The organism is Paenarthrobacter nitroguajacolicus (genome assembly GCF_007786235.1).
GTDB classification, from domain to species: domain Bacteria; phylum Actinomycetota; class Actinomycetes; order Actinomycetales; family Micrococcaceae; genus Arthrobacter; species Arthrobacter nitroguajacolicus_A.
Map to the genome: position 1 here is coordinate 343,775 of NZ_VNFK01000002.1, position 23,675 is coordinate 367,449.

The following is a 23,675-nucleotide window of genomic DNA, read 5'->3' on the forward strand; positions in this document are numbered from 1 at the left end:
CCGGTTCTGACTTCCAGCACAAAGGTAGGAACTCCTTGGCTTTCGACAACTGGGGCCCGCAGGATTTGTCCGCTCCTGCCAAACGCCAACTGCCCGAGGTGGCCGTCCAGCGCGGTATGGTCCTCGAAGATGTCCAGTCGGGCTGGGTCGGCGAAGTCACCCGCGTGGAAAAGTCCGGCGGAATGCACATCGTGTCCCTTGAGGACCGACGAGGGAAGACGAAGTCGTTCCAGCTCGGATTTGGCTTCCTGCTGGAGGGCCAGGCCATCCGTCTGCTTCCGCCTGCCGCGCGCCCTCCCGCGTCAGCACTTCCTGCCGGACGAACGGCCTCGGGCTCCGTGAAAGTGCAAGGCAGCCGCGCCCAGGTGGCCAAGGCCAGCCGCATTTGGGTGGAAGGCAAGCACGACGCCGAACTCGTCGAAAAAGTCTGGGGTGACGATCTGCGTGTAGAGGGAATCGTCGTGGAACCCTTGCATGGCGTGGACGACCTCAAGTCAGCCATCGCCGATTTCAGTCCGGGACCGGACCGTCGGCTCGGCATCCTGGTGGATCACCTCGTGACGGGCTCCAAGGAGTCACGCATCGCGGCCGAGGCCATGACAGTCCCCGGCGCCGTGGGGAACGTCTTGATCGTGGGCCACCCTTACGTGGACGTCTGGCAGGCAATCAGGCCCAAGGTCCTGGGCATCGAGCAATGGCCAACGGTCCCGCGAGGCATTGACTGGAAGACCGGGATTCTTAGCGCGTTCGGCTGGCCGCACGCGACCGCCGAGGATGTTGGCCTGGGCTGGCAAAGGCTCCTCGGTGCAGTGCGCAGCTATGCCGACCTTGAGGCATCATTGCTGGGCCGCGTAGAGGAAGTCATCGACTTCCTCACCGTCCCCTGAAGCAACGCCCGCCGGGAACCGCGCTGGCGTGCCATCGGGGCGTTGGTCCCGGGAAGCACGTTGGTGCCGGTATTCTGGGACAGCAACACCGCAGCATCTTTTAACAGCAAAGGGAAGACACCGTGGCAGAGAACGCTCCTGAAGAACCGGGCAGCGCCGCAGGCCGGCCCCAGTACCATGGCGCGCCTGCCAACGCACTCCCGCTGACAGCCAGTGAGGACAGGCAGTGGGCTACGCTGGCGCACTTCGGCGGAATTCTGGGCTGCCTGCCGTCGCTGCTCATCTACTTGATCTTCAGGGACCGCGGACCGTTCACGGCCCAGGAATCCAAGGAAGCGCTGAACTTCACCCTGCCGCCCACCATTGCCGCCGTTCTGGCGAACATCCTGGTGCTGCTGCCCGTAGTGGGCAATGTCTTTGCTGTGATCGCCACCGCCATCTGGGTTGCACTGACGTGCTTCTCCGTCTCGGCCGGAATCCGGGTTAACCACGGACAACCGCACCGTTACAAGCTCAACCTGCGCTGGATCAAGTAGTGTCCCCGGCGCCGACGGACGGCGCTATTCGGGCAGGATTCGGCGGACCACTGCGTCGGCCAGTAATCGCCCCTTCAAGGTGAGCACCAGACGGCCCCTGAAGGCTTGAACCGGGTCCACCAGTTCATCGGCGATCAGCCCTGCCATCGCGTGCCGCCCAATCGTGTCCAAGGCATCTACGGCAAGACCTGTCCCCAGCCGCGCCTCCAACATGATGCGCTCGACTTCCCGGGTATCGGCATCGAGGGTTTCCCGGCCTGCGGCCGGCGAACTTCCTGAAGCCAACCGTCCCGCGTAGGCAGTGGGGTGCTTAACATTCCACCAACGAACGCCTCCAACGTGCGAATGGGCGCCGGGGCCAATCCCCCACCAGTCATCGCCACGCCAGTAGGCCAGATTGTGCCGGCACGCTTGTTCGGGCGACCTGGACCAGTTGCTGACCTCGTACCAGCTCAAACCCGCTTCTGAGATCATTGCGTCGGCCAGTTCGTACTTGGCGGCGTGGTCGTCGTCGTCAATTCCCGGCACTTCACCGCGGCGGATCTGGGCAGCAAGTTTAGTGCCGTCCTCCACGATCAGCGCGTAGGCGCTGATGTGATCGGGTTGGTAAGACAAAGCCGTCTCAAGCGACAATTGCCAATCCGCCATGGATTCCCCGGGCGTACCGTAGATCAGGTCCAGGCTGACCGCGAGGCCGGCCTCACGCGCCCACTGCACAACGAGCGGCACGCGACTGGGGGTATGGGTGCGGTCCAGCACCTTCAGGACATGCGGCACGGCAGACTGCATGCCAAACGAGACCCTGGTGAAGCCGGCGTCAGCCAGCACCTTCAGGGACTCAGGGGTTACGGAATCAGGGTTGGCCTCGGTAGTCACCTCGGCGCCGGGTTCAAGCCCCCACTGCCCGACGGCGGCACGCAAGATCCGAGCCAAATCCTCGGCTGGGAGGAGCGTGGGAGTTCCACCACCGAAGAAAACGGTACCGAGAGGCCGCCGCGGCAGGCCCGAGGCATCAAGGGCCCCAGCCGCGAAGTCAAGTTCGGAAATAGCCGTGGAAGCGTAGGCATCCTGCGAGGCACCGCCACCGAGTTCCGTGGCCGTGTAGGTGTTGAAATCGCAGTAGCCGCATCGGACGGCGCAAAACGGGATATGGACGTAGAGCCCGAACTTGCGGTGCTCGACGCCGGCCAACACCTGCGGAGGCAGTATGCCATCCGCAGGTGCCGGATCGCCCAAAGGTAGGACGCTGGGCATCTACTTCTTGGCCTTGTCCTTGGACTCGTCAGTGGTCAGGGCTGCGATGAATGCTTCCTGCGGCACTTCCACGCGACCCACCATCTTCATGCGCTTCTTGCCTTCCTTCTGCTTTTCCAGCAGTTTGCGCTTACGGGTGATGTCACCGCCGTAGCACTTGGCAAGAACGTCCTTACGGATGGCGCGGATGCTTTCGCGGGCAATAATGCGTGATCCAATGGCAGCCTGGATGGGCACCTCGAACTGCTGCCTGGGGATGAGCTCGCGAAGCTTACCGGTCATCATCACACCGTAGGCGTAAGCCTTGTCGCGGTGTGTGATGGCGCTGAAAGCATCCACTTGTTCGCCCTGCAGGAGGATGTCGACCTTGACCAGGTCGGCGACCTGTTCGCCGTCGGCCTTCCAGTCCAGCGAGGCGTAGCCACGCGTCTTGGACTTCAGGAGGTCGAAGAAGTCGAAGACAATTTCGGCCAGCGGGATCCAGTAACGGAGTTCAACGCGGTCCTCGGACAAGTAGTCCATGCCGCGCATCTGGCCGCGGCGGCTCTGGCAGAGCTCCATGATGGACCCAACAAACTCGTTGGGCGCGAGGATGGTGGCGGAGACCATAGGCTCACGAACCTCGGAGATTTTGCCCGTGGGGTACTCGCTGGGGTTGGTGACGTGAATGACCTTCTTGTCCTCGAGGGTCACCTCGTACTCCACGTTGGGAGCGGTGGAGATGAGGTCCAGGTTGTACTCACGTTCGAGTCGCTCACGGGTGATTTCGAGGTGCAGAAGCCCAAGGAAGCCCACACGGAAGCCGAAGCCCAGTGCAGCTGACGTCTCGGGCTCGTACACCAGGGCGGCGTCGTTGAGCATCAGCTTTTCGAGCGCATCGCGAAGGACGGGATAGTCCGTGCCATCCAGGGGGTACAGGCCGGAGAAGACCATCGGCTTGGCATCTGCGTAGCCACTGAGGGATTCCGACGCCGGTTTGGCCAGGTTGGTGACGGTGTCGCCGACCTTGGACTGGCGGACATCTTTCACACCGGTGATCAGGTAGCCCACTTCGCCCACGCCGAGGCCCTTCGAGGGTGTTGGCTCCGGGGAGCTCACACCGATTTCGAGGAGCTCGTGCGTTGCCCTGGTGGACATCATCTGGATGCGTTCGCGCGGGTGGAGCATGCCGTCCACCACGCGGACGTAAGTAACCACGCCGCGATAGGTGTCATAGACCGAATCGAAAATCATGGCGCGGGCCGGAGCATCAGGATCGCCCACGGGCGCGGGGAGGTCGCGGACAATCTTGTCCAGCAGCGCCTCCACGCCAACACCGGTTTTACCTGACACCTTCAGGACGTCCTCGGGGTCGCCGCCGATCAGGTTGGCCAGTTCCGCCGCGTACTTCTCCGGCTGGGCGGCCGGGAGGTCGATCTTGTTCAGCACAGGAATGATGGTGAGGTTGTTTTCCATCGCCAGGTACAAGTTGGCAAGCGTCTGGGCCTCAATACCTTGGGCCGCATCCACCAACAGCACCGCGCCTTCGCACGCGGCAAGCGAGCGGGAGACCTCGTAGGTGAAGTCGACGTGGCCGGGAGTGTCGATCATGTTCAGCGCGTAGCTGTTGCCATCGAGTTCCCACGGCATGCGGACAGCCTGGGACTTGATGGTGATGCCGCGCTCACGTTCGATATCCATACGGTCCAGATACTGGGCCTTCATGTCGCGTTGCTTAACGACGCCGGTGTACTGCAGCATGCGGTCGGCCAAGGTGGACTTACCGTGGTCAATGTGGGCAATGATGCAGAAGTTCCGGATGATGGCCGGATCTGTTGCGGCGGGCACCGGTGCGGTGCGGGCCATGGGAGACACGCAGGATCCTTACTGTCGACACTCACACGGCAATTCCTGGAACCGGGCATAGGCCAGCCGGAACACGCCGTGCATCTGATCCTCTAGTCTCCCATGAACCGGGGCTTCGCCGTACATTGTGCTTCCGGTATCCCCCAGGGCCCGTTGTAGCGTTGTCACATGGCCTTCGACTTGCGCCCTCTGGGCAAATTCCTCCTGCGTTCCCTCAAGTCACTGGGCGGCAACAGCACCAAAGCTGCCACCCGGCCAGGCGCCTCAAGGACGCAAACCCGGCGCACCGACGTCGAACGCCAACCGGGCACTTACCCCGGCGATTTTCGCGGGGCCGTTATAGTCAACTACTCCCCCAAGCCGGATGGCCAACCGGATCCGGGCGAGATCGTCTGGGGCTGGGTTCCTTACGAGGAAGACCACTCGCGAGGCAAGGACCGCCCTGTACTCCTGGTGGGGCGGGACGGCCAGTGGCTATTGGGCTTGATGTTGACGTCCAAGGACCATGACAACGGCGCAAGGGCCGAGGACTATGTCGACATTGGCGCAGGGCCGTGGGATCGGCAGGGCCGGCCCAGCGAGGTCAAGGTAGATCGGGTCATCCGGCTGAATCCCCAGACCATCCGGCGCGAAGGTGCCGTCTTGGGTAAACCGCAGTTCCAGGACGTCTCACGCGCCCTCAGCGCCCGTCACGACTGGCGCTGACGACACGAGTCTGCGCCGAGCTCTGCTTTCTGCTATCCTTTATAGCTGTGTGTCCGTGCAGGTCGACGGCCATACATGGTTGGCTGCCATAGGCATCCCCACGCCGCTCAGTCGATGGCCAACCTGAAAACCCTCTAGACCATTTCCGCATTAAAAAGAGAGTTCATACGTGGCTAATATCAAGTCCCAGAAGAAGCGCATCCTCACCAACGAGAAGGCTCGCCTGCGTAACAACGCCGTCAAGTCCGAGCTGAAGACGGCCATCCGCGCCGTCAACACCGCCGTTGAGTCTGCTGACAAGGATGCTGCTGGAACTGCACTTGTTGCTGCCAGCCGCAAGCTGGACAAGGCTGTCAGCAAGGGCGTTATTCACAAGAACAACGCTGCAAACCGCAAGTCGGCGATCTCCAAGAAGGTCAACGCACTCTAAGGTTTTTCCAGTTCGACTGAGCTGATCAAAAGGCCGGCACCCATAGGGTGCCGGCCTTTGGGTTTAACCGGAAGCCCGAGCTTCAGCGTCGGCTGGCCGACGTTGCAATGACGGTGACCGCATGCTCCACGGCGTAGACAGGGTCCCGAGACTCACCCTTTACCTGGGCATCCGCTTCAGCGATGACCTGGATGGAGCGGATAAGCCCCTCAGGAGTCCATCGGCGGACGTCACGCTGGGCCTGCTCCACGAGCCAAGGCTGCATTCCCAGGTTTTTGGCAATGGTGGCCGAAGAGCCGTTGGCTCCAGCAACTTTTGCCAGGGTCCGGAGTTTCGCCGCCAGCGCCGCCACCAAAGGCACCGGATCAACACCGGTGGCGAGGGCATGCCTGAGGGTGGACAGTGCCACCGGTCCGTTGCCGGCCATGGCAGCATCGGCCACCTTGAATGCCGTGGCTTCGACCCGGCCACCGTAGTAGCGCTCCACGGTCTCTGCCGTCACAGCGGTGGTGGCGTCGGCGATGAGCTGACTGCAGGCGGCTGCAAGTTCCGAGAGGTTGGCGCCGACGGCGTTCACCAAGGCTTGGACCGCCTCGCCCTCAATGCGACGCCCTCCCGCCCTGAACTCTGAGACCACAAAGGCAGTCTTGTCGGAGTCTTTCTTCAGCGGCTGGCAATCAATGACGGGCCAACCCGCGGACTTCACGGCGTCGAGCAGCTTCTTGCCACGAACTCCCCCGGCGTGACGGAGAACAAGGACGACGTCCTGGTCCGGATGCTGCAGATAGGCCAACCCATCGGCCAGGAAGGCATCATTCATGGCCTCGAGGCCTTCGACCTCAATGAGCTTGCCCTCGCCGAAGAGTGACGGCGTGACGGTCATCGCCAGAGATCCGGTCTCGTAGGCAGCCGCGTTAAGCCGGCTCAGCTCGACATCAGGAGTGCTGGTCCGCACCTGGACGCGGATGCCATCCATGGCGCGGATACCAAGGTACTCTTCCGGGCCCATGATCAGGACGACGGCGGCCGGTGCCGCGTCCCGCCAGCTGACGGTGTTCGTCGCGACGCTCTTGGCCCGGGTGTTTTGGGCAGCAGCCACAGTTGGTTCCTTCCGGACGTTTCTTTGCAGGGTTCAAGTCTGCCATGCCTACGCCATGCACCACGCTCCAAAAGCCCCACAACCGACCCATGCAGTGCCATGACGTAACGCACAACGCCAGCCGGGTGCAGCGCCATCCAGACGGCCAGCAGAGTCACCAAGGATGAGAGCACCATGGCCACTATTCCCACAGGCCCTTCGGCCCATGGCAGCGCGGAACCCGGCAAGCCAGCGAACAACCTGGCCACGCCGGCAACCGCCGCTGCACATGCTCCCGCAACGGCGACGGGCGCGGCCGCCAGCCAGGAAGAAGCCGCGGCCAGAGGCACTGCGATCGTCCCAAGGATGGTCACCGGCGCCACGAACGGACCAGCCACCACGTTGGCGATGAGCGCGTATGGCGTGAATTGCGGCTGAAGAGCCACAATCACCGGTCCGCACAGCAGTTGGGCCGACAACGGCACCGCGATCCCAGCGGCCAACCATCGGGGCACCCAAGCAGGGATCCACGACGCAATGCGAGTGGCAAGCAGCACAATTCCGAGCGTGGCCAGGACAGAAAGCACAAACCCCACGTTGGCCGCCATGCCCGGGTCCAGCAGCAGCAGAATCGCCGTGGCAAGGCAGAGGAAGGTCAAAGACCGCCCGCGCCGCCCACCCGTCACAGCAGCCAGGCCCACAGCCCCCATGACCGCAGCTCGTAGGACACTCGGGTCCGGTCCCACCATCATGACGAAGGACAACAGACCGCAGGCAGCGAAGACCCCGGCGGCCGGACGTACCAGCCGAAAGCATCGCGCCAACAGTACAAAGCCACCCAGGATGAGGCTGCAATTGGCCCCCGAAACGGCGGTCAAGTGTGTCATTCCCGTGGTCCTCATGGCCGTTTCCAGGCTTTCCGGCAGCGAGCTGGTGTCCCCTGTCACCATTCCCGGAAGCAACCCGGCTGGGTCCGAAGGCAGCCAATCAGCAGCGGACACGAATCTCTTCCGCACGTCGGCCGAAGTTTGCCGGACATCGAACCCGGAGCCCGTTACAACAGGATCAGAGGAGGCGCTCAGAAGCGCAGCTTCGGATTGTCCCTCCCGCACCGGTTTCAGCGTTCCGGTTGTTCTGACGCTCTGCCCCGCACGCACGTCCTCCCAGCCGGAACCACCCGTCACAATGATGTCGGCGGATCCACGCACCACGCTTGCCCTGGACGTGAAATCAATCAGGCGTGCAGCCACCATCCACCGGTTCTCACCGGAATGGCCCGGCGTAGGTGCCGATGCAGGGCTGCCAGTGATGAGGAGGTGGATGACAACCCCGTCCCTGTCCTCTATCGCAGGGGCCAGAGGCCCGCTCTCACGCATGCCAGCGGTGATCCCACAGTGCACCGCCACAGCGGCCCCCAAGACGCAGGCAAGAGCGAGGGTGGCGAAGATCGTCCTGGCCCGCACTCCGGACGGTCCTCGGCGGCGCCCCAAAACCAGGAACGCCGCGCCCATCACGATCAGCGCGACCGCTAAAGCTGCCGACCACGCTGCACTTATGAAGCCACCCGCCAAGGCAACGGACCACGTCACCAGGACAACAGGAACGAGCCGCAAGTCCAGGCGCTTTGCCATTTCCGAACCTCCGGGGGACTCACCCACCCTGCACCGTCACGAGGTCTTTCAGGGACTCCATGAGCTTGGGCCCAATCCCGTCTATGGCATCCAATTCATCCACCGATGCGAAGGGCCCGTGTTCTTTTCGCCAGTCCAGAATTCGCTGTGCCGTCACGGGTCCCACCCGGGGTAACGTCCCCAACTCTTCCAATGAGGCAGTGTTGATGTTGACTTTCGCGGCTCCTCCGCTGGAGTTGCCCGCACCGGCAGCACCGCCGGAAAGCGTGGGTGGATTGGACTGCGGGGCCTCTCCTACGACCGGAACGACGATTTTGACCCCGTCGCTGAGAACCTCCGCAAGGTTCAGACCGCCGAGTTCAGCGTTAGGGGCCGCACCCCCGGCGGCATCCATTGCTTGAAAGACGCGACTGCCCTGCGGCAGGGAAACGACGCCCGGCTTCCGCACGGCCCCAGCCACGTGGACAAGGAGCATCCCTTCCCCCTCTGGGCCCCCTGGCTGCGGGGATTCTGACGGATCCGGTGCACCCGGGCCGACCGACGTCAGGGAATCCAACGGCTCTGACGTTGGCTGGCCCAGTGAAGACTGCCACAAGTGCCACGCAATAAGACCTCCCGCTACGACGGCCAGAAGTACCGCCACCCGCCAAGGAGTTCGCCACCTGAGCCGGACACCGCGATCATTGGCGCCGGGATCTTCGTGGCCAACTGCGCCGGGCGCAGCGTCCTCTGGCAACTCCAACAGCGGAGAGGCACGGGTGTCCCAGGCCATTCGCGCGGCGAAGCGCTGCCGGACTGCCTCCGCTGCGGCATCTGGGGACGCATCCCGGCTCAGGCGTGGCATGCAACGAGCCTATGGCTGCCACCACGACCACGTCGCGGGCGCGGTGCCCTATGTGGATAAGACGACCCCCGGGTCAGCCTGTTGGCGTACTGCTCTCCCCCACAATGACAGCGAGTACCCCCAAGCCGGCATGTGCCGCCAGGACGGCCGGAAGCGCACTGATTTGCGGCGCCGGACAGTCAGGGCACATTTCGTTGAGGCGGGCAGCCAAGGCCTCGGCTTCCAGCTGGTTGCCAAAATGGTGAACCGCCAACCGTTGCTGGCCAGCTGGGCGGGAGGCCACATCCGCTGCCACGATCTCCTCGAGACGGGCAACCGCGCGCACAGCGGAACGGACCTTCTCCAGCGGAACGATCTTGCCGCCGTCGACCGCCAGGATGGGCTTGATGGCAAGGACTGTCCCCAACAGCGACGCGGCGGCACCGATGCGCCCACCACGCCGCAGCTGCTCCAGGCTGGGCACGTAGAAGTAGACCTTGGTCCGCTCCATGCGCCGCTCGGCGAAGCCTCGGACCTCTGCCGCCTCCTGGCCATCGGCCGCGGCCACCACGGCACTCTGGACACCCATCCCTTGCGCCATGCCGACCGTGCGGGAGTCCACGACTTCCACGGGAATCGTCACGCGGGCCGCGGCCAACCTGGCGGCATCAGCCGTTCCCGAGAGCTCGGACGAAATGTGAATGGAGACCACGGACTCAAAACCGTGGCGCTGGGCGGCGAGATAGGCCTGTTCGAACTGCCCGGGCGAGGGCCGGGACGTCTTCACCGAAGCTCCGGAGGCCAGGGCCAGGGCCAAGGTCTGGGTGATGTCGTCTTCGCCCTCGCCGTAAATTTCGCTCCCGACCATGACTGGCATGGGAACAACCGCGAGGCGCCCATCGGCGGTAAAAGCCGATACCCAGTCGGCCGGTAAAGCGGCCGCCGAATCGGTAACAACCGCGGTTCTGACGACGGCGGCCAGCGGCTCGTCAGCGACAGGAACCGGGGCAGTGGGCTGCCGGAGGCGCGCCACTCTTTCTTTGAGCCATATCCATGCGGGTGGTTCTCGCTCAGGCACGCGACCTCCAAAGATGATGGCTGGCCGCCGGCACAGTGCCGGCGGCCACGCTGTCCCTGCTAGGCAGGAACGATGTTCACCAGTTTAGGTGCACGCACGATCACGGTACGGATGCCGCGGCCGTCCAGGGCACGCTGAACGTTTTCGGAGGCCAGGGCGAGTTCACGCAGCTCGTCCTCAGCGATGTCGGGCGAAACCTCCAGACGGTCGCGCACCTTGCCTTGGACCTGAACCACAGCGGTGACGGTATCCTGCACCAGGAGTGCTTCGTCGTGCTTCGGCCAACCGGCGTTTGCCACTGATGCGGGATGGCCCAACGTGTTCCAGAGGTCCTCGGCGGTGTAGGGCGCGAACAGGCTCAGGATGACCGCAACTGCCTCCACTGCTTCGCGAACGGCCGGATCTGCGGCTCCAGCACCCGAATCGATGGTCTTGCGGGTTGCGTTGACCAGCTCCATGAGGCGGGCCACCACAACGTTGAACTTGTTGTTGTCCAACAGGTCGGCGGCGTCGGCAATGGTCTTGTGGGTAACCGTACGCAGCGCGCGGTCGCCGGTGGCAGGATCGACGCCCGGTTCGCTGCTGACGTCCTGGCCGAGGCGCCACGCACGGGCCAGGAACTTGGCCGAACCCGACGGCGAGACATCGGCCCAGTCGACGTCGTCTTCCGGCGGGGAGGCGAAGACCATGGTGAGGCGGACGGCGTCGACACCGAACTTGTCCAACTGCTCGCCCAGGTCCACACCGTTGCCGAGGGACTTGCTCATGGCTTTGCCGCCGTTGAGCACTTGCCCCTGGTTGAGCAGCGCGGAGAACGGTTCGTTGGCTTCGATCAGGCCGATGTCCTTGATCACCTTGGTGAAGAAGCGTGCGTAGAGCAAGTGCAGGATGGCGTGCTCAACGCCACCAACGTACTGGCCCACCGGCATCCAGTTGTTGATCTTCTCGGGATCGAACGGGCCCTCGGTGTAGTCCGGGGACACGAAGCGCAGGAAGTACCAGGACGAATCCACGAAGGTATCCATGGTGTCGGTGTCGCGCTGGGCGGCCCGGCCACAATTGGGGCACTCAACGTTGACCCACTCGACGGCGGCGGCCAGCGGGGAGGTTCCCTTCGGGGACAACGCTTCCCCACGCAGGTTATCGGGCAGCCTGACGGGCAGCTGGTCATCGGGGACGGGGACCTCGCCGCATTCACCGCAGTGGATGATGGGGATGGGCGTACCCCAGAAGCGCTGGCGGCTCAGGAGCCAGTCACGCAGCCGGAAGTTCACGAACTTCTCGCCCGTTCCAAGCTTTTCCAGAATCTCGATCGCGGCCGGAATTCCTTCGGATTTGGACAGGCCGTCCAACTCGCCGGAGTTCTTGAGGGTGCCTTCACCCGCAGTGGCTACACCCGTCTGTGCGGGGTCCTCGTCGCCGGTCTCCAAAACTGCGCGGACAGGCAGGTCGAAGGCCTTGGCGAAGTCGAGGTCGCGCTGGTCGTGCGCGGGTACGGCCATGATCGCGCCCGTGCCGTAGTCAGCCAGCACGTAGTCGGCGGCCCAAACGGGCAGCTTTTCACCGTTCAGCGGGTTGATGGCGTAGCGACCGGTGAAGACGCCGGTCTTTTCGCGTTCGGTGGACTGCCGCTCGATTTCGGAGAGGGCCTTGACCTTCTCGCGGTAGGCCATGAGTTCGTCGTGCTGTTCCGGAGCCACAAGATCCAGTGCCAAATGCGCATCAGCTGCAACAACAAAGAACGTTGCACCATAAAGTGTGTCCGGGCGCGTGGTGAACACGGTGACTTCGCGCTCGGCTCGGTCTTCCGTGGCTTCGATGACGAAACGCACGTGGGCGCCTTCCGAGCGTCCGATCCAGTTGCGCTGCATGGCCAGGACACGCTCAGGCCAGTGACCTTGGAGCTGGTCCATGTCCTCGAGCAGGCGGTCGGCGTAGTCGGTGATCTTGAAGTACCACTGGTTCAGGGACTTCTTGGTGACAGGCGTGCCGCAGCGCTCACAGGCGCCGTTAACAACCTGCTCGTTCGCCAACACAGTAAGGTCCTTCGGGCACCAGTTGACCGGCGAGTCTTTGCGGTAGGCCAGGCCACGCTCGTAGAAGCGCTTGAAGAGCCACTGGGTCCACCGGTAGTACTCGGGGTCGGAGGTGTGGAGGCGGCGGGACCAGTCGGCAGAGATTGCGTATCGCTTGAACGACGCCGCCTGGGTGTCGATGTTCGCGTAGGTCCACTCGCTGGGGTGGGCGTTGCGCTTGATGGCAGCATTCTCAGCGGGCAGGCCGAAGGAGTCCCAGCCGATGGGGTGAAGGACGTCGAAGCCCTTCTGCCGCAGGTAGCGAGCCACGACGTCGCCCATCGCGAACGCTTCGGCGTGGCCCATGTGAAGGTCGCCGGAAGGGTAAGGGAACATGTCCAGCACGTAGCGGCGTTCCCGCGAACCGTCGTCGGCAGGCGTGAAGACCTTGAGGTCGTCCCAGACCTGCGGCCACTTGGCCTCCATCGCAGCGAAGCTGTAGACGCCTTCTTCAGGCGCTTCGGCTGCGGCTGTCTGTGCTGTTCCGGTCTCTGTCTCCGGCTTAACGCTCACTGCTGCCCTCTTCTGTTCTTCGATGGCGGTTTTGCCTCCTGCAGGCGTCCCGGATACCCCCGGACACACAAAAGCCCCTCGACAACGGAGGGGCGGCCGCACGGCTGTTGAAAGCCGGGCGGCTAGCTAAGCAGAAGGATCGCACGCATACCAATACCTTACCCCACCAAACCGGCGGGCTGGGTGCAAGACGTCCGTACGCCGAAAGAGGTTCCGGGGACTCCGCGCCATGGTGTGGTGGGCACCGCGAAGCGGGCGGGCGGGAGTCCCCGGGACCTCTGTCGAGGGAAGGCTACTTAACGTCCTCGTCGACCCAGTCCATGGACTTGGTGACTGCCTTCTTCCAGAGCCGCAGCTGACGCTCCTGCTCCTCTGCCGGCAACTGCGGCTCCCAGCGCTTATCCTCGCCCCAGTTGGCGCTGAGTTCGCCCAGGTCCTTCCAGAAGCCGACCGCCAGGCCAGCGGCATAGGCAGCACCGAGGGCCGTGGTTTCGACGACCTTCGGACGGACTACTGGTACGCCAAGGATGTCTGCCTGGAACTGCATGAGTGCCTCATTGGCGACCATCCCGCCGTCGACCTTCAACTCGGTGAGCGGAACGCCCGAGTCAGCATTGACGGCGTCGAGTACCTCGCGGGTTTGGAAGGCCGTGGCCTCCAAAGCAGCGCGGGCGATGTGGCCCTTATTGGCGAACCGGGTAAGGCCCACGATGGCGCCGCGTGCGTCTGCCCGCCAGTAGGGTGCGAAGAGACCGGAGAAGGCGGGGACGATATACACGCCACCGTTGTCCTTCACAGCAGCGGCCAGTTCCTCGACCTCCGGTGCGGAACTGATCATTCCGAGGTTGTCGCGAAGCCACTGGATCAGTGAACCGGTGACGGCAATGGACCCTTCAAGGGCGTAGTGCGGCTTGGCGTCGCCCAGTTTGTATCCCAGCGTGGTGAGGAGGCCGTTCTTGGAGTGGACAATTTCCTCGCCCGTGTTGAAGATCAGGAAGCAACCCGTGCCATAGGTGTTCTTGGCTTCACCGGCTTGGAATGCGGCCTGACCGAAGGTTGCCGCCTGCTGGTCGCCGAGGATGCCTGCCACGGGGGTCTCGCGCAGCAGCTGCGAGGTGTGGACCTGGCCGTAGACCTCGGAGGAGGACTTGATGGTAGGCATCATTGACGCCGGAACTCCGAAGATGTCCAGGATTTCCTGGTCCCACTGCAGGGTCTCGAGGTCCATGAACAGGGTCCGGGAAGCATTGGTGACATCCGTGACGTGCACGCCGCCATCCACGCCGCCGGTCAGGTTCCACAGGACCCAGGCGTCGGTGTTGCCGAACAGGAGGTCGCCGGCCTCAGCACGTTCGCGGGCGCCTTCCACGTTGTCCAGGATCCACTTGATCTTGGTGCCGGAGAAGTAGGTGGCCAGCGGAAGGCCCACCTTCTGCTTGAAGCGCTCTGGTCCCCCGTCCTGCGCCAGCTCGTCAACGATCGACTGGGTGCGGGTGTCCTGCCAAACGATGGCGTTGTAGACGGCCTCGCCGGTGTTCTTGTCCCAGACAACAGCCGTTTCACGCTGGTTGGTGATACCGACGGCGGCGATGTCGTGCCGTGTCAGGTTCGCCTTCGACAGGGCCGAGCCGATGACCTCCCGGGTGTTGTTCCAGATTTCGGCGGGGTTGTGCTCCACCCATCCTGCCTGCGGGAAGATCTGCTCGTGTTCCATCTGGCCCGTGGACACAATGTTGCCCGAGTGGTCGAACACGATGGCACGGGAGCTGGTGGTGCCCTGATCGATGGCGATGACGTATTGATTCATGGTGACGTCCTTGTCTGTTGTTAGCTACTCAATGGTGTTGACGGTGTGCGGGTGGGTACGTACGGGATTAGCCGGCCAGTGCAGGCATGATGTCCGGGACCCAGATGGCCACGAGGCCTGCGAGGGCGCCGCCAACGAGCGGTCCCACGACCGGGATCCAGGAGTAGGCCCAGTCGCTGGCGCCCTTGCCCTTGATGGGCAGGACAGCGTGTGCGATACGCGGGCCGAGGTCACGGGCAGGGTTGATGGCGTAACCGGTGGGACCACCGAGCGATACGCCAATACCGACAACCAGCAGGGCAACCGCAAGCGGGCCGAGGCCGGAGGGAGTGCCGCCGAAGGTCAGGATGACGAAGACCAGGACGAACGTGCCAATGATTTCGGTGATCAGGTTCCACGGGGTGGAGCGGATAGCCGGTCCGGTGGAGAAGGTACCCAGCTTGTTGGCTGCCAGGGGCTCTTCATCGAAGTGCTGCTTGTAAGCGAGCCAGCAGACAACGGCGCCGAGGAAGGCACCCAGGAGTTCGCCACCGAAGTAGGTCAACGTCGAGCCGAAAGTAACGGCCACGTCCGGGGCGTACTCACCTTTTCCGTTGACCAGCAGGCCCAGGGTGACAGCCGGGTTCAGGTGCGCACCGGACTTTGCGGCCACGAAAACGCCCGCGAAGACCGCAATACCCCAGCCCCACGTCACCATCAAGAATCCACCGTTGTTGCCCTTGGTGCCTTTGAGCGCAACGTTTGCCACGACGCCACAACCCAGCAGGGTCAGCATCATGGTTCCGAATACTTCGGAAAGGAAAACAATTCCAAGAGACATCTTTGACTCCTCATTTTTCTGTTGTCAGCCCCCTCGCGGGTGAAGAGGCCGTTGGGACGGTTCCGTTGTCTCCGAAACCGTCCCGGTGTGGTGGTCCCCTGGCGGGCCCACCTACCCCATTCCGTCCCTACCGCACGCTGGGACGGTCAAGCTGTTTTCCGCTGCTTGGTGTCAGGCTACGAGACTGTGCACGTCAACCTTGTGGAACCGCTGCAGTACTTCCTGGGCGTGGCGGATTTCTGCTTCACGGGCAGCAGCATCCCAACCGAGGGGTTCGGCCAAGGCAGCGGCGATCTCGTTCAGCAGCTCACCGGTAACCAGGCCGCGGAACGCGAGTGACGTCCTGCGGATGAGGACATCCACCAGGTGCCCGATCTGCTCGTGCTCGGCCATGAATGCCAACTCCCGGACACTCAGTTCGCGGGTGGAACGCAGCGGCGCGTCGTGTCCGGCCTTGAGATAATCGATGACGGCGTCTGCGCGTGTTCCGTACCGGGTCAGCAGGACGGCTACGCGGTCGGCGTCAAGTCCGGGTCCCATGTGCTTCTTGATCCATTCCTGTTCGCCCTGTTCGGTGGAAGGGAAACCGGCACCCCCGCCAATGGCGAGTTTCGCCGTCGAGACTTTGCGTTCCATGCCCAGTTCGCGGAGGACGTCGTTGGTCATGTGTTCGGCCAGGGCGCGGAAGGTGGTCCACTTGCCGCCCACCAAGCTGAGGACGACGGCGGCCTTGCCGCCTGGCGTTGCGACGGCATCACTGCCGGTGCGGACGCTGCGTTCAATCCGGTAGTCCCGTGAGACGAAGCCTGGCTGCGTTTCGTCGTGACGCGGCAGGGGACGGACACCGGCGAAGCTGTAGACGATTTGTTCGCGCTCCACCTTGATGGTGGGGAACACGTGGCCCACCAGGTCAAAGAAGTAGTCGATTTCTTCGTCCGTGCACACGGCATCTTCCGACATGTCCGCGTCCACGTCCGTGGTGCCGACCAGTACACGGTCGCCCATGGGGTAAATCAGGACGATACGGCCATCGGTGTGCTCGAAGAAGATTTCCCGGCCGTTGCACGCGGCCAGAAGCTCAGGGTGGTCCAGGACGATGTGCGATCCCTTGGTACCGCCCATGAACTTGCTGACGGCGCCCATGGCCTGGTTGGTGAGGTCCACCCAGGCGCCGGTGGTGTTGACAATAACGTCGGCCTGGAACTCGAATTCCTTGCCGGTCAGTTCATCGCGCAGCAGGACTCCGTCCGAACCCATGGAGACGAGCGAAACGTAATTGCTGGCACGGGCGCTTCCTCCCGGGAGGCCGCCGCCACGGCCCGCCTTCTCACCATCCTGCAGCACGTCGAGGGTCAGGCGTTCCGGGTTGTGAACGGAAGCATCGAAGTAGGTTGCGGCGTACTTGATTCCGGAGTGCAGTTTGGGAAGCTCGGCCAAGGCCTTGGTCCGCCCACGGAACTGGTGGCGCGGGACGCTGCCGCCGTCACGGGAGAAGAAGTCGTACATGCTCAGGCCGACCTTGATGAGGAACGCGCCGCGTTCCTTGGGCTTGCCCTGTTTGTGGGTGAGGAAGCGCATGGGCGCCGAGAGGATGCCGGAGAACGTGCTGAAGATCGGGATGGTGGTCTGCAGCGGCTTGACGTAGTGCGGAGCGATGCGCAGGAGCCGGTTACGCTCAACCACGGATTCCTGGACCAGGCGGAACTCGCCGTTTTCGAGGTAGCGGATGCCGCCGTGGATCATGTGGGACGAGGCACCGCTGGCACCCTGGCAGTAGTCACCGCGTTCGACAAGCGCAACGTCGACGCCCTGGAGAGCCAGGTCGCGGAACGTTCCTACACCATTGATTCCACCGCCGATGATGAGCACCTTCGCCGAGGGCCGCTCCTGCAGCGCAACGACGGAGTCGCGCTGCTGTGCGTGCTGTGAGGTACCGGAAATCCTGTTGTGTCCCAAAACTGCTCCCTTGGGCTTGGTTCGTGCGCCGCGCCACTCGCTGCTGCACCGTTCACCACTAATCTTGCGAAGGTGGAAAATGGAGTCAAGCTATTTGCACAAACGTGCAGTAAGGAAATGAGATGGGACGATCACGTCACTCGGATGCGCTCCGGGCTGCACAGATGTATTACCTGCAGGACTTGACCATGGATGCTATTGCCCGGGAGCTGCGAACGTCGCGATCCACAGTGTCCCGGCTCCTGTCTTCCGCCCGGGAAACAGGCCTGGTGCAGGTCCAGATACGCAGCCCGTTCGATACCGGCCCTGAGCTGGAGAGCCAGATTCGAACCCAGTACGGCGTCGATGTCCACGTGGTGCCCGTCTTGGACACACTCAACGAAGCGGAGACGCTGGACCGCGTGGCCATGCAGGCAGCGCGAACCATTGGGCCGCTGGTGGACTCGAATGCCATCATCGGCGTCGCGTGGGGCGCCACGCTCAGCGCTGTCAGCCGACACCTCACCCGTAAGGTGACCCACGACAGCATCGTGGTTCAACTCAACGGCGCCGGAAACATGCAAACCACCGGCATTACCTATGCCAGCGACATCATGCGCCGTTTCGGCAGCGCCTACGGAGCACGGGTGGAGCAATTCCCGGTTCCGGCCTTTTTTGACCACGCCGCCACCAAAACGGCGATGTGGAATGAGCGCAGCGTTCAACGCATCCTTGACTTGCAGGACCGCATGAGCATCGCCATCTTCGGGGTGGGATCGGTCGATTCGGACTACCCCAGCCACGTTTATGCCGGCGGTTACCTCGATGAACACGACCTCACTGTGTTGGCTGCCGACGACGTGGTGGGCGACGTCGCCACCGTCTTCTTCCGGAGCGATGGGTCCTCGGACGGCATCACCCTCAACGAACGATCCACTGGCCCCAGCCATGAACAACTGCGGCAGGTCAGGCGACGGATCTGCGTGGTGTCCGGTGCCTCCAAGATCAACGGACTCCAGGGAGCCCTGGCTGCCGGACTGGCCACGGACCTCATTTTGGACGAAGCCTCGGCACGACGCCTGGTCAGTTTCAATGGCCACTCCTGAAGCATTCGTGCAGGGAATGGGTAGAGTCGTTGCTATGAGATTCCCAGCCCGGCTGACATTGAACAACGGCGTCCACATGGATCGTTTGGGATACGGACTCTATAAGGTGCCGCCCAAGGACGCCGAAGCATTAGTCGCCACAGCCCTGGGCGAAGGCTACCGACGCTTCGACACAGCAGCGATGTACGGCAACGAAGTGGGCGTTGGGCGTGCCCTCGGTGGTGCCGTGGGCGATGCCGCGCAAGCCAACGGTGACACAGGTGGTTCCGGGGAATCCGTGCACACCCTTTCGCGTGAGGACCTTTTTGTCACTACCAAGGTTTGGAACGACGACCATGGCTACGATTCCACCCTTCGGGCATTCGATACGTCCATCTCGAATCTTGGACTCGACTACGTGGATCTCTATCTCATTCACTGGCCCTGCGCCGGCCGGGGCCTGTTTGCCGAAACGTACAAGGCCATGGAGACGCTCTACCGTGAAGGCAAAGTGCGGGCTATTGGGGTTTCCAATTTCCAACCCGGACACCTTGAGGAGCTGATGCAGAAGGCCGAAGTTGTCCCTGCGGTAAACCAGATCGAGCTGCACCCGTGGCTGCAGCAAACCAGGCTTCGAACATTGCACGGACAGTTGGGCATAGCCACTGAGGCATGGAGCCCCCTCGGACGCGGGCACGTCCTGGCCGACCCCGCCATCGTTGCCCTCGCCGAGAAGCATGGCCGGACTCCCGCGCAGGTCATTCTTCGCTGGCACCTCCAGTTGGGCAACCTCGTCATCCCCAAAGCGAGTTCGGCGGGACGGATCAAAGAGAACTTTGCCGTCTTCGATTTTGACTTGGACGCCTCTGACATGGACGGCATTGCAGGACTCGAACGACACCATCGAACCGGGTCCCACCCGGACAACGTGAACTAGGAAACAGCCGTATGGAAAAAGTGGACACCGCGCACTCCCCTGACGGCGCGCAGGCCCCCCATCAATTCTTCAGTGAGTCCCTGCCAGGGCGGACTGTGGCCGCGGACATCGACGTGGACGGCAGCACCGTGGCGTATTGGACGTACGAACCGGTTAACGTCAACCCAACAACCCGTACCATCCTGGTCATCCACGGCTTCCGCGGCGACCACCACGGATTACTGCGCGTGGCGGACCAGCTTCCGGAAATGCGGATCATCATGCCGGACCTGCCGGCCTTTGGAAGCTCGGATCCGTTCGTTGATGACGAGCACACTGTTGAACGCTACGGTCGGTTTATCTCCAGCTTCATGGCGGCGCTGGGTTTGGGTCCCAAGACCGTCCTGCTGGGCCACTCCTTCGGTTCGATCGTGACCAGCCACTTTGCGGCCGCGCATCCACGGGCAATCTACCCCTTGATCTTGATCAACCCCATTGCCGCCCCGGCTCTGGAAGGTCCCAAGGGAATCATGACCAAACTTGCCGTGCTGTATTACCAGGCCTCCGCCAAACTTCCCCGTCGCGTGGGACTCGCAGTCCTCCGAAACCGTGCGATCGTCCGGGTCATGAGCATCACCATGGCCAAGACCAAGGACAAAGCCCTGCGCCGTTTCATCCACGGCCAGCATGACGCCTACTTCAGCGCGTTCTCGGACCGGAAGAGCCTGCTTGAATCCTTCAAAGCCTCAGTCTCGGGCAACGTGGCCGACGTCGCCGAACAACTGACCCTTCCCGTGCTCCTCATTGCCGGGGAAAAGGATGAGATCGCCACGCTTCCCAACCAGCACAAACTCATGGAGCGCCTGCCGGACGCGACGCTGGAAGTCATCCCCGGCGTCGGGCACTTAATCCACTACGAAACGCCGGTCCCGGCGGCAGCAGCCATCCGCACCTTCCTGGAGGAACACCCCGCGTGAAAATTGTCATCGACGCCCGCTTTACCAGGACGGACCACCACGATGGCATCAGCCGCTACGGTTCAAGCCTCATAGCCGCAACATCCAAGATCGCCGACGTCACCATGCTGATCAGCGACAAGCGCCAGCTTGCCCTGCTCCCGGACGTCCCGTACGTGTTGGTCAACAGCCCGCTGTCCCCACTGGAGCTGTTCGTGGCCCGCAAGGTCAACCCCCTTGGTGCCGACGTGGTGGTGTGTCCGATGCAGACCATGGGTACCCTCGGACGCCGGTACGGTCTGATCCTCACTCTCCACGACCTCATTTACTACGAACACCCGACGCCTCCGGGCTTCCTGCCCGCTCCCGTGCGCCTGCTGTGGCGGCTTTATCACAAGGCATTCTGGCCGCAACGGCTCCTGTTGAACCGCGCGGACATTGTGGCCACCATCAGCCGAACCACGGAAGCCTTGATGGCGAAGTACCAGCTGACCAAACGTCCCGTGCGGATAGTGGGCAACGCTCCCCAGCCTGGTCAAACACCCCGTGATCCCGGCGCCGGCGCCGACAAGACCCTGCTTTACATGGGTTCGTTCATGCCATACAAGAACGTGGAAACCATGATCCGGGGCATGGCCGGGCTGCAGGATTACACGCTCCATCTGCTCAGCAGGATCACGCCGCAGCGCAAGACGGAATTGGAAGCGATGGTTCCTGAAGGAGCCAAGGTCCAGTTCCACAACGGCGTCACTGATGCGCAGTACGACGAACTCCTGGTCAGGGCCACCGCGCTGATCAGCCTTTCCCGTGCAGAAGGGTACGGGCTGCCGCTGGTGGAGGCCATGGCACTGGGGACCCCTGTGATTGCCAGCGACATCCCAATCTTCCGTGAAGTGGGCGGAGACGCCGTCAGTTACGTGGACCCGGAGTCACACACGGAATTCGCGGCTGCTGTGACAGCGCTCGGCGATGACACCCTGTGGCAGCAGCGCTCCCGCAGGTCAGTGGAACGCGCGTCAGAGTTCAACTGGGACGAGTCTGCACGGCAGCTTCTGGCTGCGGCTGAGGAAGTCGTCGCCTTGCGTCGGAGGAAGCCGTAGCGCCGGACTAGAGGACATCCACGCCGTCGAGGCGTAGCTGCACCGGCCCTGACGTGCGTTTGGCAGCACTCGCGGCCTTCACAGCCCGCATGGCACGAGTGGTCTCGGCGGCGTCGGCATAGGGAATGAAGTAAAGCGTCCTGACATCGGCGTCCGCCTCGCCGACGGCCGAGGCGGACGTGTACAGCTGCACGGGAGCCGGCCCCGCACTGCGGAGTTTCGAGCCGGACGCCAGCGAGGAGCCGGCCTCGAACGCTTCAGCGAACTGCGCGACGTCGGCTCTCGAGCCGGTCACGGATGCTACCCGGACCGCTGGGGGTAACTGCAGTTCCTTCCGCAAAGCCAGCTCCCGCGATGCGTAGCCAGGGGCGTCCCACCGCAGCAGTGCTCCCGTAGCGGCGGTATCGTCAGCAGTGATCACCACGAGGCCGCCGTCCCTGGCGGACTTGACGAGGGAAGCAGCGTTGAACCAGCGGCGTACAGTGTCCTCCCCGGCCCGCAGGTTCTCCCGCCGCAGAAGTGAATTGCCGTCCAACAGCAAAGCCGCAGCGTAGCCATTGGGCGCCACAGGCTCTGCTCCGACCGTGGCCACCACCAGGGCAGGAACATCAGGCACCATGGCTTTGATGTGCTCACCGGAAGAGGTCACTACCGTCTTGCCCGGGAAGGCCCGTCCGAGTTCTTCCGCGGTCCGCATGACTCCCGCAGCTCCCCTGCGAAGCCTGGTTCCGCTGCAGTGGCTGCAACGCCATTGCGGAGCCGGCGTGGAGCACCAGCGGCAAGCCGGCATGGCCGAGCTGCTGGAGACGGCCAACGGTCCTTGGCAGGCGTTGCAACGGGCCAATTCACGGCATGTCTCACAGACCAAGGAGGGCGCATATCCGGCCCGGGCCACCTGCACCAGGACCGGGCCGCGTTCCAGGCCGTGCTTGGCTGCCCGCCAGGCCGCACCAGGCAACCGGGCTATACGGGCCAGGGGGTCCCGTTCCTGTTCAAAGCTGTCGGCCGTGTTGAGGACACGGGGCACAGTTGAGCGGACAGTGGGACGCGGCGCTTCTATGGGCGCCGCCCACTGCATTTCAACGAGACGTTGCAGTTCGGTGCTGCGGCTATGGGAAGCCATCAGGCACGCGGCATTCTGCTGTTCGGCGCGGAGCAGCAATACCTCACGGGCGTGCGCGTAGGGCGCGCGTTGCTCAATGTGGAGGTCGTCGCCATCATCCCAGCACACCACCAGGCCAAGATCCTTGACGGGCGCGTAGGCGGCTGAGCGAGTGCCAATAGCCACTCCGGCGGCACCGCTCAAAAGCCGCAGGAAGTTCCTGTAGCGCGGAGTCGGGCCATCGTCCGCAGTGAGCCGGGCAACGTCGGAAAGCGGCAGGACTTTGGCCAAAGCCGCTTCCAGCTGCTCGAGGTCTCGATAATCAGGCACCACCACCACCGCGCCGCGTCCAGAGGACCGGACGGTGGCAACAGCTGAAGCGACGAGGGCAGGCCAACCCCCAGGGCCGAAACCTTGAAGGGCCGTGAGGACGGCCTTGGGCGAACCGCCACTGGCAAGGTGCTGCAGGTAGGACGCACCGTTGGAGTACGCCGCCCAGGCCTGGCCATCAGTGAACGGCTTCAAGTCCCCCACGTCGGCAGTGACATCACCGGCCAATAGTTCCTTCTCCACTTTGGCAACCCGGGGAGGAACAGCCGTCCGAAGAACATCGCTGAGCGTACCGGCGTACCGGGCAGCGACCGTGCCGGCCAACTCCGAGATGGCAGGAGTCAGGACAGCAACCGGGGACACCACTTTGTGCAAAGCCGTCAGCGGGTGGGCTGAATCCGACTCAGCGAGCCGCTCGGTGATGAAACCGTTCAGCTCCTGGCCGTTGAACTTGACCTTAACCCGGACGCCGGGAGCCGCTGCCTCGGCGAGTTCGGCGGGAACGCTGTAGTCAAAGGGCCTGTCCAAGTGGGGAACGGACGACTCCAGCACCACGCGGGCAACGGGTTTGTCTTCCGCCAGCGGTGGTCCGTTGACGGGCAAACGTTCCGGAAAGCCTTGCAGCAGCGAGGGTTGAAGCAATGAAGGCTGGGTCTCGTGTCCTGCCATGCTTAAACCTCCAACTCACCGCTAGGTATTATCTGCGCACTTCAACAACTGCGCACTTCAATAAAGAATGCCCGCAGCGGGACTGACCCGCTGCGGGCAT

At 63.3% G+C, this 23,675-nt stretch carries 19 protein-coding genes; 8 read left to right on the top strand and 11 right to left on the bottom strand.

The features are described from left to right. The first annotated feature begins 35 nt into the window (after positions 1–35). Positions 36–887 (top strand): DUF3097 family protein, encoded by an 852-nt coding sequence (locus FQP90_RS03575; RefSeq protein WP_144648353.1) that lies wholly within the window; start codon positions 36–38, stop codon positions 885–887. Between the two features lie 122 nt (positions 888–1,009). Beyond that, complete coding sequence (locus tag FQP90_RS03580) at positions 1,010–1,423, top strand: DUF4870 domain-containing protein (RefSeq protein ID WP_144648354.1); 414 nt, start codon at positions 1,010–1,012, stop codon at positions 1,421–1,423. A 24-nt stretch (positions 1,424–1,447) separates the two neighbouring features. Here the strand turns inward: FQP90_RS03580 and hemW are convergent, their stop codons facing one another. Further along, positions 1,448–2,677, bottom strand: a complete 1,230-nt coding sequence (hemW, locus tag FQP90_RS03585) for a radical SAM family heme chaperone HemW (protein WP_144648355.1) — start codon at positions 2,675–2,677, stop codon at positions 1,448–1,450. Then, positions 2,678–4,531, bottom strand: coding sequence for a translation elongation factor 4 (lepA, locus tag FQP90_RS03590; RefSeq protein ID WP_026540780.1), 1,854 nt, complete (start codon positions 4,529–4,531; stop codon positions 2,678–2,680). A gap of 159 nt (positions 4,532–4,690) precedes the next feature. Between lepA and FQP90_RS03595 the strand changes: the two genes are divergently transcribed. Together FQP90_RS03595 and rpsT are read left to right on the top strand one after the other, a co-directional pair. Next, positions 4,691–5,227, top strand: a complete 537-nt coding sequence (locus tag FQP90_RS03595; RefSeq protein ID WP_144648356.1) for a type II toxin-antitoxin system PemK/MazF family toxin — start codon at positions 4,691–4,693, stop codon at positions 5,225–5,227. Positions 5,228–5,396: 169 nt separating this feature from the next. Beyond that, on the top strand, positions 5,397–5,657 hold the full coding sequence (rpsT, locus tag FQP90_RS03600) for a 30S ribosomal protein S20 (protein WP_011774926.1): 261 nt from the start codon (positions 5,397–5,399) through the stop codon (positions 5,655–5,657). Positions 5,658–5,739: 82 nt separating this feature from the next. Here rpsT and holA read toward each other — a convergent pair whose 3' ends face one another. The 8 genes from holA to FQP90_RS03640 all read right to left on the bottom strand — a co-directional run bounded on the left by holA (position 5,740) and on the right by FQP90_RS03640 (position 17,438). Beyond that, on the bottom strand, positions 5,740–6,756 hold the full coding sequence (gene holA / locus FQP90_RS03605; RefSeq protein ID WP_144648357.1) for a DNA polymerase III subunit delta: 1,017 nt from the start codon (positions 6,754–6,756) through the stop codon (positions 5,740–5,742). Next, a complete protein-coding gene (locus FQP90_RS03610) occupies positions 6,669–8,366 on the bottom strand; it encodes a ComEC/Rec2 family competence protein (protein WP_144648358.1) in 1,698 nt (565 codons plus the stop codon). The genes holA and FQP90_RS03610 overlap by 88 nt, the downstream gene beginning before the upstream one ends. Before the next feature lie 19 nt (positions 8,367–8,385). After that, positions 8,386–9,210: a helix-hairpin-helix domain-containing protein gene (locus FQP90_RS03615; protein WP_144648359.1), complete on the bottom strand. Its 825-nt coding sequence runs from the start codon at positions 9,208–9,210 to the stop codon at positions 8,386–8,388. A 73-nt stretch (positions 9,211–9,283) separates the two neighbouring features. Beyond that, positions 9,284–10,267, bottom strand: a complete 984-nt coding sequence (locus tag FQP90_RS03620) for a DegV family protein (RefSeq protein ID WP_208759928.1) — start codon at positions 10,265–10,267, stop codon at positions 9,284–9,286. Positions 10,268–10,326: 59 nt separating this feature from the next. Then, positions 10,327–12,855: a leucine--tRNA ligase gene (gene leuS / locus FQP90_RS03625; protein WP_144648361.1), complete on the bottom strand. Its 2,529-nt coding sequence runs from the start codon at positions 12,853–12,855 to the stop codon at positions 10,327–10,329. A gap of 292 nt (positions 12,856–13,147) precedes the next feature. Further along, on the bottom strand, positions 13,148–14,662 hold the full coding sequence (glpK, locus tag FQP90_RS03630) for a glycerol kinase GlpK (protein ID WP_144648362.1): 1,515 nt from the start codon (positions 14,660–14,662) through the stop codon (positions 13,148–13,150). A 67-nt stretch (positions 14,663–14,729) separates the two neighbouring features. Then, positions 14,730–15,482, bottom strand: a complete 753-nt coding sequence (locus tag FQP90_RS03635; protein WP_144648363.1) for an MIP/aquaporin family protein — start codon at positions 15,480–15,482, stop codon at positions 14,730–14,732. 171 nt (positions 15,483–15,653) lie between these two features. Further along, a complete protein-coding gene (locus FQP90_RS03640) occupies positions 15,654–17,438 on the bottom strand; it encodes a glycerol-3-phosphate dehydrogenase/oxidase (RefSeq protein WP_144648364.1) in 1,785 nt (594 codons plus the stop codon). Positions 17,439–17,560: 122 nt separating this feature from the next. Between FQP90_RS03640 and FQP90_RS03645 the strand changes: the two genes are divergently transcribed. Genes FQP90_RS03645 through FQP90_RS03660 form a run of 4 tightly spaced genes read left to right on the top strand, consistent with a single transcriptional unit; the run spans position 17,561 to position 21,474 of the window. Next, positions 17,561–18,523, top strand: a complete 963-nt coding sequence (locus tag FQP90_RS03645) for a sugar-binding transcriptional regulator (RefSeq protein WP_144648365.1) — start codon at positions 17,561–17,563, stop codon at positions 18,521–18,523. 34 nt (positions 18,524–18,557) lie between these two features. Beyond that, a complete protein-coding gene (locus tag FQP90_RS03650; protein ID WP_144648366.1) occupies positions 18,558–19,439 on the top strand; it encodes an aldo/keto reductase in 882 nt (293 codons plus the stop codon). A gap of 11 nt (positions 19,440–19,450) precedes the next feature. Continuing rightward, a complete protein-coding gene (locus FQP90_RS03655) occupies positions 19,451–20,395 on the top strand; it encodes an alpha/beta fold hydrolase (protein WP_144648367.1) in 945 nt (314 codons plus the stop codon). After that, positions 20,392–21,474, top strand: a complete 1,083-nt coding sequence (locus tag FQP90_RS03660) for a glycosyltransferase family 4 protein (RefSeq protein WP_144648368.1) — start codon at positions 20,392–20,394, stop codon at positions 21,472–21,474. Before FQP90_RS03655 ends, FQP90_RS03660 begins: the two co-directional genes overlap by 4 nt. A 7-nt stretch (positions 21,475–21,481) precedes the next feature. Here the strand turns inward: FQP90_RS03660 and FQP90_RS03665 are convergent, their stop codons facing one another. Next, complete coding sequence (locus tag FQP90_RS03665; protein ID WP_144648369.1) at positions 21,482–23,575, bottom strand: primosomal protein N'; 2,094 nt, start codon at positions 23,573–23,575, stop codon at positions 21,482–21,484. Positions 23,576–23,675: the final 100 nt, after the last annotated feature.